Source organism: Mycobacterium nebraskense, from assembly GCF_002102255.1.
In the GTDB taxonomy this organism is placed as follows: Bacteria; Actinomycetota; Actinomycetes; order Mycobacteriales; family Mycobacteriaceae; genus Mycobacterium; species Mycobacterium nebraskense.
Map to the genome: position 1 here is coordinate 16,886 of NZ_LQPH01000104.1, position 15,461 is coordinate 32,346.

A 15,461-nucleotide genomic window follows, 5' to 3' on the forward strand; every position below is an offset into this window, starting at 1 on the left:
GTCATGAGCGCTCTCGACGGCAAAGTTGCGATCGTCACCGGAACCAGCCGCGGGGTGGGCGTCGGCATCGCACACGAACTGCTCCGCGCCGGTGCCACCGTCGTCGGCTGTTCGCGTTCGCCGCTGGACACCATTCCCGGTGTCGAACCCGACTGGGCGGCCCGGGCCTCTCAAAAGGTCTGCGACCAAGGGGACTACCGCGCGATCGACTCCTTCGTCGCCGACGTCGTCGCCGAGCACGGCCGGATCGACATCCTGGTGAACAACGCCGGCGGCACCGTGCCGGCGCCGCACGTCGACAGCATTCCCGAACTGGTGCAACGCATTCAGGGGGCACCGGCGAGCGACGACGAGTACGAGCGGACGGCACTGTTTCATGCGTTCGCGGTGCAGATGAACCTGATCAGCCCGCTCTGGTTCGCCGTCCGCGCCTACCGGCAGATGCGCACCCAGGACGGCGTCGGCTGCATCATCAATATCTCCAGCGGTGCCGGGCATCCGGCGGGATCACCGACGTTGGTTTCCTATGGCGCGGCCAAGAGCGGGCTCAACCATCTCACCCGCTCGCTGGCCGAGGAGTGGGGACCCAGGGTGCGGGTCAACTGCATCGCACTGGGACCGACGATGACCGAGAACTTCCGGTCGTTCGTGCTACCCAAAGACGACCCGACCGGCGCAAAGTATTTCGCGGCGGTCCCGCTGCGGCGTGCGGGCGAGCCCGCGGAGGTGGGCAGGGTCTGCGTATTCCTTGCCGGCGGGGAGGCCGACTTCGTCAACGGCACCACCATCGAGCACGACGGGGGCATGCTGCCCGGCGTCCTGTACGAAGCGGGCCTGAAGACCATCACCGATCTGTTGTAGCGGCGCGCGTGGCGGCGCGGTCACATGCGCCCCACCAGTCCCGGCGCGGAGTGGCTGTGCCTTTTTGCCCGCCTCTGAGCGACAACGCATGGCGGGGTTGCAGTTCTGTCGCTGTGACGCGGGCACAATGGCGAATGGTTCCGTCACGCCGGTTGTCCGCAAATGTCAAAAAGCTGTCCTCTGCTGTCAATACTCAGACGCCGGTGCTGCCGCACAGTGGGTGCAGCGGTAAGCCACCGCCCCCGACAGCAGAGTCAAGGAACAGCCATGAACTCCAGCAACATCGAACACGCCGACGTGTTGATCATTGGCGCCGGCATCTCGGGCATCGGCGCCGCCCGCTACCTACAGACGATGCAGCCGGGCAGGACGTTCGCAATCCTGGAGGCCCGCGACGAGATCGGCGGAACGTGGGACCTGTTCCGGTACCCGGGGATCCGGTCGGACTCCGACCTGCACACGTTCAGCTACGAGTTCAAGGCTTGGGAGAACGAGAAGGCGATCGCCAGCGCGGGCTCGATCATGGCGTACTTGCGCGAGACCGTGGCGGAGAACGGAATTCGCCGGTCGATCCGCTTCCGCCACAAGGTGATCAGCGCGGCCTGGTCCACCGAGGATGCGCACTGGCTGGTGGAGATCGAGCGCACAGACACCGGCGAACGCCTGACCATGACCTGCGGGTGGTTCTTCTGCGCCAGCGGCTACTACCGCTACGACGAGGGCTTCACCCCGGAATTCCCCGGGCGGGAACGGTTTACCGGCGAGGTCGTGCACCCACAGCACTGGCCCGCGGACTTGGACTACCGCGACAAACGGGTCGTGATCATCGGCAGCGGCGCGACCGCGGTCACGCTGGTGCCCGCCATGGCCGAGACCGCCGGACACGTGACCATGCTGCAACGCTCGCCGACCTACATCGTGCCGGTGCCGTCTGAGGACCGCATCGCCAACACCCTGCCCAAGCTGGTCGGCCGCGACCGCGCCTACGCCATCACCCGGCGGAAGAACGTCGCCAAGCAACGGCTGGTCTGGCGGCTCTGCCAGCAATACCCGCGCGCGGCCCGGCGTCTGATCCGCCACCTCAACGCCAGGCAACTGCCGAAGGGATATCCGGTCGACGAGCACTTCAGGCCCGCCTACGACCCGTGGGACCAGCGGCTGTGCGCGGTGCCGGACGCCGACATGTTCAAGGCCATCCGCGAGGGCCGCGCCTCGGTGGTCACCGACCGCATCGACACCTTCACCGAGACGGGAATCCGGCTGCAATCCGGCCTCGAACTGGACGCCGACATCGTCGTCACCGCCACCGGCCTGAACCTGCTGGCGTTCGGCGGCATCAGCTTCTCGGTGGACGGCGTGCCCGTCAACGTGGCGGAGAAGGTGGCGTTCAAGGGCTTCCTGCTCAACGACGTCCCCAACTTCGCTTACATGGTTGGCTATACGAACTCGTCCTGGACGCTGAAGGTAGGGCTGGTGTGCGAGCACTTCTGCCGGCTGTTGGCCCACATGGACGCTCATGGCCACACCGTCTGCTATCCGCGGCTTCCCGGGTCCATGCCGACCAAGCCATTGCTGGAAGTCACCGCCAACTACGTCAAGCGAGCCGCTGACCAGTTCCCCCGCCAGGGCGTCGAGGGCCCGTGGCGGACCTGCATGGACTACCGCGCCGACTACAAGACACTGCGCGAGGGTCCGGTCGACGACGACAACCTGTGCTTCGCAAACCCGTCGCCGTCGGACGCACTCGAGCCCGCTCTGACTGCGTGACTGCCCCCGGAATTAACAAGGACCACACCATGGAACTGATGGCACCTCTCGACTCGTTGTTCTTGTCAGCCGAGACGCGCGAGCACCCGCTGCACGTCGGCGCGCTGCAGCTCTTCACCCCGCCCGCCGACGCGGGACCCAGTTTCGTACGCGACACCCATGCGGCAATGTTGCAATGCGACAACGTGGCACCGATATTTCGCAAGCGTCCCATGGCTTTTCACGGTGCGCTCACCAACGTCGGGTGGTCGTCGGGCGACGATGTCGACCTCGGCTACCACGTGCGGCGATCCGCCCTGCCGGGACCGGGACGGGTCCGCGAGCTGTTGGAGCTGACCTCACGTCTGCACGGCAACCTTCTGGATCGCCACCGTCCGCTATGGGAAACACACGTGATCGAAGGCCTGAACGACGGGCGCTTCGCGGTTTACACGAAGATGCACCACGCGCTGGTCGACGGGATTTCGGGACTGACGCTGTTGCAGCGGTCGCTGACGACCGACCCCGGCGACACGAACTTCCGCGCGCCCTGGTCACCGGCGCCGACGGTCGAGGTCCCCGGTCGGCATCGCCGCACGTGGCTGCAAAACATGACCGGGTTGCTCGGATCCGTTGCGGGATCGGCCCCGTCGATGCTCCGACTGGCGCGGGCCGCGCTTTGGGAACAGCAAATGACGCTGCCGCTCCGGGCGCCGCGCACCATGTTGAACGTTCCGATTGGGGGAGCGCGGCGGTGCGCTGCGCAGTCGTGGCCGCTGGACCGGATCAAGGGCGTCAAGAGCGCGGCCGGGATGAGCGTCAACGACGTGGTGCTCGCGATGTGCTCCGGGGCGCTGCGCGCGTATCTCGACGAATACGACGCGCTTCCGGACACGCCGCTGGTCGCGATGGTCCCGGTGAGTTTGCGCAACGACGGCGACTCCGTGGGCGGCAACATGGTCGGGGCGGTGTTGTGCAACCTGGCCACCCACCTCGACGATCCCGCGCAGCGTCTGCGGGAGATCCACGCCTCGATGCGCGCGAGCAAGAAGGTGATGTCGCAGCTGCCCCGCGCGCAGGCGATGGCGTTGTCGATGCTGCTGCTGAGCCCGGCCGTCGTCAATAGCCTGCCCGGCCTCGCCAAGGCGGCCCCGCCGCCATTCAACGTCTGCATCTCGAATGTGCCGGGCGCGCGGGAGCCCTTGTACTGCAATGGGGCCCGGCTCGACGGCAGCTACCCGATGTCGATCGCGCTTAACGGACAAGCCCTCAACATCACACTGACCAGCAGCGCCGACAGTCTCGACTTTGGTCTCGTCGGATGCCGCCGCAGCGTGCCGCACCTGCAGCGGGTGCTCGGGCATTTAGAAACGTCGCTGAAGGATTTGGAGCGTGCGGTCGGTCTATGAGTAGTGCCGTCAAACCCGTTCCGTTGCCGGCATGCGCGTTCGGTTGCGGTACGCGGCCGGCCCCGAGCCGAACCAGCGTTTGCACGAGCGGGTCAGCACGCTCTGCTCGGCGTAGCCCAGCTCACGCGCGAGGTGCGTCAGGGTGATGCCGGTATTGCGCAGGTAGCGATCGGCGGCGTCCTTGCGGACCTGATCGACCAGAGCGGCGAACGTGGTCTCGTCCTCGGCGAGCCTGCGTTGCAATGTTTTTGGATGGAGGTTGAACTGATCGGCGACTACGTCGAGTGTGGCCGCTCCGGTGGGAAGCAGCTGACGGACGATAGTCCGCACCGATTCGACGATGCCGGCATCGTGAGGGGCGATGCCGTTCAGATAATCGACGACAGCCCGATGGGCGACGTCGTCGCGGTGCAAAGGGCGGCTCAGGTCTGCCGCGCGCACGGTGAAACCCGCTGTGCGCGCTGCGAACTGAGGTGTGCATCCGAAATACCGCACATAGTCGGCTTTGGGCGTGAGCGGGTCGTGCGGCAGATGCACCGCTATAGGCGCATACTCCGCTCCCATCAGGAAGCGCAGAACCCGCAGCGAAACACCTAGCGATAGTTCCGTGGTCTGCGGGTGCGGCGGCGCGTCGTCCAACAGGAACTCGATCGTCAGGAACGACCGCAGCGGGTCGGCCAGCGGCACGACGCGGATAGCGATCACCGGGCTGTAAGCCGCCATGTACGTGCCGAAGATCGCCAATGCATCGGCCACAGTCGCGGCGGTGCGAGCGGCCACGCCGACCGGCCCAAGAATCTCGATGCCTTGCCGCTGTGCCAGCCGTCGCCCGAAGTCCGGTGTCGCCGTGGCCTCGGCGGCCGACTCGATCGCCTGTATCGCCGCGCGCAACGGGATGAACGCGTCGTGGTTGCCGACGTCTCGGCGCCGGATGTGCGCGACGCGCAGCAGGCTGTCCGGGTTACCGCCCAGTTCGGCGACCAGATTGAGGTAGCCCGACATCCCGGTCCCGCGCACGACGGACATGTGGTTGACCCTCAGCGGCCAGCGGTGGCATGTCAAGGGCCAAACGTAGCTTTTCGGGTGTCCTCCGCTGTCAAAAGGTTGTCTTGAATTGTCAAGACCCTTGAGTGGTTGGCGGCGCATCGTGGGAGTTGGCGGAATGAAGAGCCACAGCCCTCCCGAGGATCGACTGCGGGAGCATTAACAACTCGGCGCCACAACCGGCGCTACACAACCAAGGAGAATCCAATGTCCATCCAGCGTGTCGCGATCACCGGTGGCGCCCGCGGCATCGGCCGTGCCACCGCCCAAGCCTGCCTGCGTGCGGGGATGTCCGTGGTCATCGGCGACATTGAGGCTGCGACGGTCGCCTCGGTTGCCGGCGAGCTCGGTGAGCGGGCAATCGGCTTGCAGCTGGACGTCCGCGACCCGGACCGTTTCGCTGCCTTCCTCACTGAGGCCGAAGAATGCATCGGACCACTTGACGCATTGATCAACAACGCCGGCGTCGCCCCGATCGGCCAGTTCGTCGACGAGGATCCCCGCGACACTCAACGGACGGTGGACATCAACCTCGGCGGCGTGCTCACCGGAACGCGGCTGGCGCTGCGCCGGTTTATCCCCCGCAATCACGGCCACATCGTGAATTTGGCGTCGTCGGCGGGGCAGATCGCCACTGCCGGTGGGGCCACCTACGCGGCCACCAAGCACGCCGTCGTCGGATTCACCAGGGCCATTCGCGCCGAAACCCGCGGCACCGGGGTCCGCACCACCATTGTGATGCCCGGGCTGATCCGCACCGACATGATCAGCGGCTTCGAAAAGCCCCGCGGCACAAGGGTCGTCGGCCCCGAAGCGGTCGGCGATGCAATCGTCGACGCCTTGAGAAGCGGCCGCGAGGAGGTGTTCGTCCCTCGCGAACTCGGGCCGATCGCGCGCTTGGTCACCGGCACCCCACCCGCCGTGGCCGACAGGGTCAAGCGGATTCTGAAGGCCGACACGGTCATGAGCCACGCCGACATGGGCGCCCGTGTTGCATACCGGCAGCGAATGGACGCCGAGGTGAAGGAGATGCAGCGATGACCGGATTCGAGACGCGACACGTTGTGGTAAACGGCGTTCGTTCGCCGGTGTTGATCGGCGGGGCGTCCACGACCGGCGAGGCCGTGGTTTTCGTCCACGGCAACCCTGACGCCGGAGGCGACTGGGCGCCGCTGATGGCGCCAATCGCCGAGTTCGCCACCGTGGTCGCCCCGGATATGCCGGGCTTCGGCGGAGCCGACATGCGCGCGGATCAGGACTACACGTTGGCCGGGTACGCCGCGCACCTCAGCGGGGTGATCGACCAACTCGGCATTACCAGGGTGCACCTGGTCGCCCACGACTTCGGCGGACCATTCGGACTGACTTGGGCCGCGGCGAATCCCGACAAGGTCGCCAGCGTCACGCTGATCAATACCGGCGTGCTCCTCGACTACAAGTGGCACCGGCTGGCCCGGGTCTGGCGCACGCCGCTCGCCGGCGAGTTGTTGATGCGCACCAGCACGCGTCGCGTTGGGCGCTTCGTGCTCCGGCACGACAACCCCGGGCTCCCCGAGGAATGGGTGAATCGCATTGCCGGACACCTTGTCCCGGCTGGGACCAAGAGCGCCGTGCTGCGGCTCTACCGATCCACCCGCCAAGAAGACATGGACGCGCTCGTCGAACCACTGCGGGAACTCGATCCGGACACGCTGGTGGTGTTCGGCGCCGCAGACGTTTACATCCCGGTCGAGCAGGCCGAACGCCAACTCCGCGTGTTCCCGCGCGCCCGAGTTGAAATCTTGCCCGGTGTCGGTCACTGGGCGTGGCTCGAGCAACCCGACCGGGTTGCCGGGTTCGTCGTCCCGTTCTTGCGTGAGCGGGTCGGCAAATTTGCTCAGAAACCCACTAAAGCAAGGAGATTCACATGAGCACGGCGATCGAGACCACCCCCGAGCAGTTCGCGGCGCTGACCGCGCGCCCCGCCGACGCGCCGGTGCTGATGGTCAACCTGCTGAAGTTCAAGACGCAGGGTGGCCTCGAGTCCTACCTGCGGTACGGGCGGGAGGTCGCGCCCCACCTCGAGCGCGTCGGCGCCACCGTCCGCTACGCCGGCACGGCACCGGCGGTCATCATCGGCGACGGGGAACGCCCTTGGTGGGACGCAATTCTCATCGTCGAATACCCGACCCCGCAGGCGTTCATCGACATGGTGACGACGCAGGAGTACGCCCAGGTGCACGAGCATCGCGCCGCCGGGCTGGAGCGCGGTGACCTGATCGCCACGTCGGCATGGTCGGTCGCGGTGTGATCGGGCGCCAATGGCCTGTTGATGCTGGGACCTTTGGCCACTAGGAAGTCGACGCTTGAGTGGGTTAGCTCCAGATCATGCGTGAATTCAGCGTCCCGGCAAGCTTCAAGGTCGAAGAGCACGACAACATCGTCAGCAGCGTGTATTCACACGAACGCGATGACCCCGATCATGTGATATTTCAGCGCCTCGTCGACGGCGTGTGGACCGATGTGACCTGCGCGCAGGCCGCCCGGCAGATCCGTGCAAGCGCGCTCGGCCTGATCGCCGAGGGGGTGCAGGCCGGCGATCGGGTGGCGATCCTGTCGGCCACTCGCTACGAATGGGTGATTCTCGACTACGCGATTCTCTCGGTCGGCGCGCTGACCGTCCCGATCTACGACACCTCGTCGGCGGAGCAGGTGCGCTGGGTGCTGGAGGACTCCGGCGCGGTGCTGGTGATCACCGAGACCGACGCGCACGGCCAGCTGGTCAAGGAACTCAGGGACGAACTGCCGAGTCTGCGCAGGATCCTGCAGCTCGACTCGGCCGGCCCGGCGGCGCTCGATGAGCTGGCCGAGGCCGGCAAATCGGTGGACGTCGGTCAACTCGACGAGCGGCTTGCGGGGTTGCGGGCCACCGATCCGGCCACGCTGATCTACACCTCGGGCACCACCGGTCGCCCGAAGGGCTGCCAACTGACGCACTCCAATCTGCTCTACGAGACGCGCGGCGCTGCGGAGTGCTTCCCAACGCTGCTGCGCAAGGGGGAACGGCTGCTGGTCTTCCTGCCGCTGGCCCACGTGCTGGCGCGCTCGCTGTCGATGTCTGCGTTCGCCAACAAGGTCACCATCGGCTACACCAGCGACATCAAGAACCTGGTGCCAACGTTTGCTGTCTTCAAGCCCACGGTGGTGGTATCGGTGCCCCGAGTGTTCGAAAAGGTATACAACACCGCCGAGTTGAGCGCCCAGGATAGCCACCGGGGCCCGATTTTCGCACTCGCCGCTCGCACGGCCATCGAGTGGAGCACGGCTCTGGACGCCGGAGGCCCTGGTCGGCTGCTGCAAGTCCGACATGCCCTGTTCGACGGGCTGGTATACCGTAAACTCCGCGCTGCGCTGGGCGGTGATTGCCATGCGGCGGTCTCCGGGGGAGCCCCGCTGGGCAAGCGGTTGTGTCACTTCTACCGTGGCGTCGGGCTGACGGTCTACGAAGGCTACGGCCTGACCGAGACGAGCTCCGCGATCACCGTCAACCGCCTCGGCGAGGAGCGGGTCGGCACGGTGGGAAAGTTGTTGCCGGGCAACAGCATGGCGATTGCCAACGACGGCGAGGTGCTGCTGCGCGGCGGTGTGGTGTTCAACGGTTATTGGCATAACGACACCGCCACACAAGAGGCGATCGTCAACGGGTGGTTCCACACCGGCGACCTCGGGTCGGCAGACGACGATGGCTTCTTGTCGATCATCGGCCGCAAGAAGGAAATCATCGTGACCGCGGGCGGCAAGAACGTCGCTCCGGCCGTGCTGGAAGATCAGTTGCGGGCTCACCCGCTGATCAGCCAGGCGATGGTGGTCGGGGACGACAAACCCTTTATCGCCGCCCTCATCGCGATCGAGCCCGAAGGCTTCGACGTGTGGAAACAGCACCACGGCAAGGAGGCCACCGCTTCCGTCGCGGACCTGATCGGCGATCCCGACCTCGTTGGCGAGATCGATCAGGCAGTCAAGCAGGCCAACCAAGCGGTGTCGCATGCCGAATCGATCCGCAAGTTCCGCATCGTGCCGGTCGACTTCACCGTGCTCACCGGCGAGTTGACCCCGACCCTCAAGGTCAAGCGCAACGTGGTGGCGGCACGGTTCGCCAACGAGATCGAAGCGCTCTACAGCAAGCGCTGAGTTCCGCCTCAGAGCTTGTAACCGATGGCGCGCAGAAGATCGTGCCGCTCGGCGACGTCGCGTTCGGTTTCCACCCCGAGGGGTGTCTGTCCGTCGATCACGCCCATGATGCCGCGACCACGCGGAGTCACCGCGATGACGACATCGACCGGATTGGCTGTGGCGCAGTATATTCCGCAGACTTCGGGCACCGCCTTCACCGGGTTGAGGACGTTGACGGGAAACCCGTCGCGCAGGAAAATCACGAAACTGTGCCCGGCTGCGATGGCCAGCGCCGTGCGAGTCGCGAGTTCGACCAACTCCGTGTCGTTGCCGGTGCGGCGAACCAGTCGGGGCCCGGAAGCCTCACAAAAGGCCAGCCCGAACCGCAGTGATGGGCTCACCCCGACCAGGGCCTCGTATAGGTCTTCGACCGTCTTGATGAAGTGTGCCTGGCCGATCACGACGTTGACGTCGTCCGGCTTGTCAACGGACACCACATCCCAGGCCGGCGATGTTGTAGTCACATACCCATGCTGCCACCGCGCCCGCGTTTCGGCGATCACCCCAAGATGGGGAAGCGGCGCGCGCGCCCCAGCCCATCCAAGGCGGCCTGCATCACCGAGCGCACGTATGCGTCGACCTCGTCGACGTCGGGGTCCTCGCCGAACCGGGCTGCGATGTCGATGGGCTCCAGTAGTTGGTAGACGATCTTGGCCGGTAACGGCATGTTGGCCGGGAAGAACAACGTCATACCGAAGGGCAAGCCGATCGTGATGGGGAGGATCTCAATCCGAAATCGCTTGAGCCCCAACCTCTTCGCCAGCCAATTGCCGCGGGTGAGGAAAAGCTGGGTCTCCTGGCCTCCGATCGACACCGCCGGCACGATCGGCACGCCGGCTTGGATGGCGGTTCTGACGTATCCGGTCCGGCCACCGAAGTCGATGACGTTTTGGCTGAGCGTCGGCCGGAACGCGTCATAGTCGCCGCCGGGAAAAGCCAGCACGACCGCACCCGAGCGCAGCGCCTCGTCGGCGTTTTCCGGGTTGGCATGGATCACGCCGAGCCGGCTCAGCGATGCGCGAAACGGCGTAAAGAACACGCCATAGTGGGCGAGGGTGTACAGCGGGCGGTCGTAGCCGAACCTGCGGTACAGGGCCGGGGCCAGCACGTTCCAATCGGGCGTCAGGACGCCGCCGGAGTGGTTGGACACCAGCAATGCGCCGCCCCTCGACGGGAAGGTCTCCAGGCCCCGCACCTCTGGCCGGAACCATCGCTTGATGACCGGGGTCGCCGCGTTGATCAGCAGCTCGGTGAACGTGGGGTCCCACTTCGCGATTTCGGGATGTGTCATGTCGTCACCAGCCGACTCTTCCGCTGTGTATTCGAGTGCCGTCATCCTCCCCCAGCAAACGATGCCTGCGCAGAGCCGCAATCCCCGTGGTGCGGGGACTAAAGACCTCGGTGAGCGACGGGCGACCCTCGTTATGCCAGCCGAGGACCAATGGCGGCCGCAGTGGGTCAAAAGACCCGTTTGAACACCATCGATCATCGATAACGTGGCTGGGGAGGTGCAGCGATGACGGTATTGATGACGGGGTTTCCCGGCTTTCTCGGTAGTTCTTTGTTGCCAGGCATCCTCAAGCGCACTGGCGATTCGGCAATCTGTCTGGTGCAGCCCAAGTTCGGCACGCTGGCACAGCGACGCGTGGCGGAACTGAGCGCTGCGGAACCGTTCCTCGAGGGGCGGATCCAGCTAGTCGAAGGTGACATCACCCAACCCGGCCTCGGCGTCGCGGCAGATACCCTCACCGAGGTCACCGAGGCGTGGCACCTGGCCGCCGCGTATGACTTGGCGGTGCCCCGCGACGTGGCGGTTCGGGTCAACGTCAACGGCACCCGAAACGTCCTGGACGCGCTCGAGCGCTGTCCCCGCCTGACGCGCTTGCACTACTTCAGCACCTGCTATGTCAGCGGCCGCTATGCCGGCCCATTCAGCGAGGACGACCTCGAAGTCGGTGCGCCGTTCAACAACCACTACGAAGAGACCAAGAACCTCGCCGAGGCGGACGTGCGCTGGCACATGTCCGCGGGCATGCCTGCGACGATCTACCGCCCCTCGATTGTCGTCGGTGACAGCCGCACCGGGCAGACGCAGAAATTCGACGGTCCCTACTTCGTCATGCAGTGGCTACTGCGACAGCCTCGGTACGCGATCCTCCCGATGGTGGGTGACCCCACGACGACGCGCGTGAACGTGGTCCCGCGCGACTTCATCGTTGATGCGGTCGGATATCTGAGCGGCCTCTCCGTTTCCGAGGGGCGCACCTATCAGCTGGCGGATCCGCGTCCGCTCACGGTCGACGAGATGGCGGATACGCTGGCCCAGGCGACGGGCCGCGAACTCATCAAGGTCCCGCTGCCGCTGAAATTGACGAAAGCATCACTAGCACACGTTCCGGGGCTCTACCGCTGGATGCGGATCCCTCCCGAGGCGGTCGATTACTTCGCCCAACCCACCTTCTACTTGACCGATCATTGTCGGGCCGATCTCGCCGGCAGCGGTATCGAGGCGCCCGCGTTCCGCAGCTATGTCGATCGGCTCGTGGATTACATGCGTAGCCATCCGGACGTCAGCTCGGCGGCGATGTTCTAGAGACCGTCTTCGCCCCGTCGTCAGTCGCGGTCTAATGGGTGGATGGAACTGATGATGCCCACCGACGCGATATTTCTGCTGGGGGAATCGCGGGAGCATCCCATGCACGTCGGCGGCTTGCAGTTGTTCGAGCTGCCGAAGGGCGCCGGCCGCGGCTTCGTCCGGGAGCTCTACGACCGTTTGGTCGCGCAAGATGATGTTCAGCCCACTTTCCGCAAGCATCCGGCGACGTTCGTCGGCGGAATCGCAAGCCTGGGCTGGTCCTACGACAAAGACGTCGACGTCGACTACCACGTCCGGCGCTCGGCAGTGCCGTCGCCCGGGCGGATCCGCGAATTGCTCGAGCTGACTTCGCGGTTGCACAGCAGTCTGCTGGATCGTCACCGTCCCCTGTGGGAGACGCATATCATCGAAGGCCTCAAGGATGGCCGGTTCGCCATCTACACCAAGATCCACCACGCATTGATCGACGGCGTCTCGGCGCAGAAACTGATGCAGCGCGCGTTGTCGACCGATCCCGACGACACCGAGATGCGCGCGCCGTGGAGCCTGCCCAAGAGCAAGCGCAAGAGCAGCCCGGTAAGCCCGTTAATTTCGGCGCTGCATGCGGCGGGATCGCTTGCGGCACTTGCCCCGTCGACGGTTTCGCTGGCGCGTGCGGCGCTGTTCGAGCAGCAGCTGACGTTGCCCTTCGGGGCCCCGCGCACCATGCTGAACGTCAAGATCGGCGGCGCGCGCCGCTGTGCCGCGCAGTCGTGGTCGCTGGACCGCATCAAGAGCGTCAAGAAGGCGGCCGGCGTGACCGTCAACGATGTCGTCCTGGCGATGTGTTCGGGCGCCCTGCGCTACTACCTGCTCGAGCAGAACGCGCTGCCGGACGCGCCGCTGATCGCGATGGTCCCGGTGAGCCTGCGCACCGAAGACGAGGCCGACTCCGGGGGCAACCTCGTCGGCGCGATCCTCTGCAACCTCGCCACCGATACCGACGATCCCGCACAGCGACTGCAAACCATCAGGGATTCGATGCGCAACAACAAGAAGGTGTTTTCGCAGCTGCCTCGCTTCCAGGCACTGGCGCTGTCCGCGGTCAATACGTCGGCGCTGGCGTTGGCGGCCGTCCCGGGCTGGGTGGCGTCGACGTCGCCGCCGTTCAACATCATCATTTCGAACGTGCCGGGGCCTACCCAGCCGATCTACTACGGGGGTGCCCGGCTCGACGGCAACTACCCGCTGTCCATCGCGCTGGACGGCCAGGCGCTGAACATCACCCTGGCCAACAACGCCGGCAATCTGGACTTCGGTCTGGTGGGCTGCCGGCGCAGCGTGCCGCACCTGCAGCGTCTGCTCGCGCATTTGGAGTCCTCGCTCAAAGACCTGGAACGCGCCGTCGGGGCCTGAGCAGCCGATGCCGAAGCTCAGTGCGGGGGTGCTGTTGTACCGGACCCGCGGCGGCGTCGTCGAAGTCTTGATCGCGCATCCGGGCGGCCCGTTCTGGGCGCGAAAGGACAACGGGGCCTGGTCGATTCCCAAGGGGGAGTACGCCGACGGCGAGGATCCCTGGACCGCCGCGCAACGCGAGTTCGCCGAGGAACTCGGACTTTCGGTGCCGGCCGGGACCCGACTGGACCTCGGCCAGCTGAAACAGTCCGGCGGCAAGGTGGTCACCGCCTTCGCCGTCGGCGGCGACCTCGACGTGACCGACACGCGCAGCAACACCTTCGAATTGGAGTGGCCGAAGGGGTCGGGCACGTTGCGGGAGTTCCCGGAAGTCGATCGGGTGGGCTGGTTTTCGGTGGCGCAGGCGCGCGTCAAGCTGCTGAAGGGACAGCTTGCTTTTCTGGATCGGCTGATGGCGGACCCAGATCTGGCGGGATTACCAGAAGGCACTTGACGTGCGCGGACGTCGAGGGGGCTCGCCGGCGGGCAGAATGGCCGCATGACGAGCGCGCCGACCGAACAAGCCGAATCCCAGGGGCTGCTGCTGCAGCTGCTGGACCCGGCCAACCGGCCTGACCCGTATCGACTCTGTGCGCAGTTTCGCGACGGCGGAGCGCTGCAACTGCCCGAGGCCAACCTGGCCGTCTTCTTGAGTTACCGCGATTGCGACGAGGTGTTGCGGCACCCGGCGTCAAGCAGCGACAACGTCAACTCGACGGTCGCCAAGCGGCAGGCCGAGGCCGGCACGGCGGCGCGCAGGCAGGGCCCGCCGGGTTTCCTGTTTCTCGACCCGCCCGATCACACCCGGCTGCGCAGGCTGGTCAGCAAGGCGTTTGCGCCGAAGGTGGTGAGCGCGCTGGAGCCCGATATCCGTTCGCTGGTCGACGGAATGCTCGATCGGGTCGCCGAAATGGGTCACTTTGAAGTTGTCGAGGATTTCGCCTATCCGCTCCCGGTGGCGGTGATCTGCCGGCTGCTCGGCGTGCCGCTCGACGACGAGCCGCAGTTCAGCCGCGCGTCGGCGTTGCTGGCTCAGGCGCTGGACCCATTCTCGACACTCACCGGCGTGCCGCCGGACGTCGCGAACGAGCGACAACGGGCCGCGGCGTGGCTGCGCGAATACTTCCACGGTCTGATCGAGCGCCGCCGTTCGCAGCCCGGTGACGACCTGCTGTCGGGGCTGATCGCGGTGGAGGAGTCCGGAGATCAACTGACCGAGGACGAAATTGTCTCTACCTGCAATCTGCTCTTGATCGCCGGGCACGAGACCACGGTAAATCTGATTGGGAATGCCGTGTTGGCGATGCTTCGCAATCCCGGGCAGTGGACCGCTCTGGGCGCCGACGCCGGTCGAGCGCCGGCGATCGTAGAAGAAACCCTGCGTTACGACCCGCCTGTGCAACTGGTCGGCCGAATTGCTCTCGCCGACATGATGATTGGCGGCGTCGAGGTGCCCGCGGGCGATGTCATGATGTTGCTGCTTGCCGCGGCCCACCGTGACCCCGCGGAATTCGACCGGCCCGATCGCTTCGATCCGGATCGGCCGGTGTTGCGGCACTTGGGATTTGGCCGGGGAGCCCACTATTGCCTGGGCGCACCCCTGGCCCGGCTGGAAGCCGGCGTGGCCCTGTCGGCGATAACGGCACGCTTCCCGGACGCGCGGCTGGACGGCGAGCCGCAATACAAGACCAACGTCACGCTGCGCGGACTATCGCAACTCTCCGTCGCGGTCTAGGTCACCCGCGCTCCCACGGCGGACCCTCGCCCATCTTCTCGTAGTACTTGGCCAGGTGGCTTTTGACCCGGTCGACGTCCGTCTTCGGCAGGTCGACGCCGCCGCGCGCACCGTCCATGATGGCGCCGGCCCATTTGCGGACCCGCTTCTCGGCGGCGTCCCCTTCCCACTTGCGGTCGCGATCGGCCAACGGCAGGTCCTGAAACGCTGTCACTGACATGTAAGTTCGCGTGCCCGGCCGCGGCGGGTTCTAGGGCCCGCGATCGGGCTATCCACAGTTGGAAGTTCGTCCACAGGCTGGCATTTCAGGTGTGAGGGTGTCAGCGCGCGGCGCTAGTATCGAAAGTATGTACTGCTTATCTGCTTAAGTGGACTAGCGGCCTAGAATTCTCCAAATATGTTGCTAGGCAAGGCTTCTAAAGCA

General features: G+C 65.8%; 15 protein-coding genes. 11 read left to right on the forward strand and 4 right to left on the reverse strand.

Going from position 1 to position 15,461, the window contains the following annotated elements:
• Positions 1-3 precede the first annotated feature (3 nt).
• From AWC17_RS11315 to AWC17_RS11325, 3 genes are all read left to right on the forward strand, one after another.
• Positions 4-861 (forward strand): SDR family NAD(P)-dependent oxidoreductase, encoded by an 858-nt coding sequence (locus tag AWC17_RS11315; RefSeq protein ID WP_047322884.1) that lies wholly within the window; start codon positions 4-6, stop codon positions 859-861.
• 267 nt (positions 862-1,128) lie between these two features.
• Complete coding sequence (locus AWC17_RS11320; protein ID WP_047322885.1) at positions 1,129-2,628, forward strand: flavin-containing monooxygenase; 1,500 nt, start codon at positions 1,129-1,131, stop codon at positions 2,626-2,628.
• A gap of 38 nt (positions 2,629-2,666) precedes the next feature.
• Complete coding sequence (locus AWC17_RS11325) at positions 2,667-4,016, forward strand: WS/DGAT/MGAT family O-acyltransferase (RefSeq protein ID WP_141224584.1); 1,350 nt, start codon at positions 2,667-2,669, stop codon at positions 4,014-4,016.
• A gap of 9 nt (positions 4,017-4,025) precedes the next feature.
• Here the strand turns inward: AWC17_RS11325 and AWC17_RS11330 are convergent, their stop codons facing one another.
• Positions 4,026-5,042: an AraC family transcriptional regulator gene (locus AWC17_RS11330; protein WP_047322887.1), complete on the reverse strand. Its 1,017-nt coding sequence runs from the start codon at positions 5,040-5,042 to the stop codon at positions 4,026-4,028.
• 225 nt (positions 5,043-5,267) lie between these two features.
• Between AWC17_RS11330 and AWC17_RS11335 the strand changes: the two genes are divergently transcribed.
• The 4 genes from AWC17_RS11335 to AWC17_RS11350 all read left to right on the forward strand — a co-directional run bounded on the left by AWC17_RS11335 (position 5,268) and on the right by AWC17_RS11350 (position 9,230).
• Complete coding sequence (locus AWC17_RS11335; RefSeq protein WP_047322888.1) at positions 5,268-6,101, forward strand: SDR family NAD(P)-dependent oxidoreductase; 834 nt, start codon at positions 5,268-5,270, stop codon at positions 6,099-6,101.
• Positions 6,098-6,970 (forward strand): alpha/beta fold hydrolase, encoded by an 873-nt coding sequence (locus AWC17_RS11340; RefSeq protein ID WP_046184527.1) that lies wholly within the window; start codon positions 6,098-6,100, stop codon positions 6,968-6,970. The genes AWC17_RS11335 and AWC17_RS11340 overlap by 4 nt, the downstream gene beginning before the upstream one ends.
• Positions 6,967-7,350 carry a DUF1330 domain-containing protein gene (locus AWC17_RS11345; RefSeq protein ID WP_046184526.1) on the forward strand — a complete coding sequence of 128 codons (384 nt, stop codon included), beginning with the start codon at positions 6,967-6,969 and terminating at the stop codon, positions 7,348-7,350. The genes AWC17_RS11340 and AWC17_RS11345 overlap by 4 nt, the downstream gene beginning before the upstream one ends.
• 77 nt (positions 7,351-7,427) lie before the next feature.
• The gene (locus AWC17_RS11350; protein WP_047322889.1) at positions 7,428-9,230 is read left to right on the forward strand and encodes an AMP-dependent synthetase/ligase; all 1,803 of its coding nucleotides are present in this window, start codon (positions 7,428-7,430) and stop codon (positions 9,228-9,230) included.
• An 8-nt stretch (positions 9,231-9,238) separates the two neighbouring features.
• Here AWC17_RS11350 and AWC17_RS11355 read toward each other — a convergent pair whose 3' ends face one another.
• Both AWC17_RS11355 and AWC17_RS11360 read right to left on the reverse strand, forming a co-directional pair.
• Positions 9,239-9,736, reverse strand: a complete 498-nt coding sequence (locus tag AWC17_RS11355) for an adenosine-specific kinase (RefSeq protein WP_046184532.1) — start codon at positions 9,734-9,736, stop codon at positions 9,239-9,241.
• Positions 9,737-9,771: 35 nt separating this feature from the next.
• Complete coding sequence (locus tag AWC17_RS11360; RefSeq protein ID WP_167385571.1) at positions 9,772-10,563, reverse strand: lysophospholipid acyltransferase family protein; 792 nt, start codon at positions 10,561-10,563, stop codon at positions 9,772-9,774.
• A 225-nt stretch (positions 10,564-10,788) separates the two neighbouring features.
• On the opposite strand from AWC17_RS11360, the gene AWC17_RS11365 reads away from it, so the two are divergent.
• Genes AWC17_RS11365 through AWC17_RS11380 form a run of 4 tightly spaced genes read left to right on the forward strand, consistent with a single transcriptional unit; the run spans position 10,789 to position 15,037 of the window.
• Entirely contained in the window at positions 10,789-11,865 is a 1,077-nt protein-coding gene (locus AWC17_RS11365; RefSeq protein WP_047322890.1) for an SDR family oxidoreductase, read from the forward strand.
• Positions 11,866-11,907: 42 nt separating this feature from the next.
• Positions 11,908-13,263, forward strand: coding sequence for a WS/DGAT/MGAT family O-acyltransferase (locus AWC17_RS11370; protein WP_046184522.1), 1,356 nt, complete (start codon positions 11,908-11,910; stop codon positions 13,261-13,263).
• Positions 13,264-13,270: 7 nt separating this feature from the next.
• On the forward strand, positions 13,271-13,756 hold the full coding sequence (locus AWC17_RS11375) for an NUDIX hydrolase (protein WP_047322891.1): 486 nt from the start codon (positions 13,271-13,273) through the stop codon (positions 13,754-13,756).
• Between the two features lie 45 nt (positions 13,757-13,801).
• The gene (locus tag AWC17_RS11380) at positions 13,802-15,037 is read left to right on the forward strand and encodes a cytochrome P450 (protein ID WP_046184520.1); all 1,236 of its coding nucleotides are present in this window, start codon (positions 13,802-13,804) and stop codon (positions 15,035-15,037) included.
• 1 nt (position 15,038) lies between these two features.
• On the opposite strand, the gene AWC17_RS11385 is transcribed toward AWC17_RS11380, so the two are convergent.
• Complete coding sequence (locus AWC17_RS11385) at positions 15,039-15,257, reverse strand: hypothetical protein (protein ID WP_047322892.1); 219 nt, start codon at positions 15,255-15,257, stop codon at positions 15,039-15,041.
• Positions 15,258-15,461: the final 204 nt, after the last annotated feature.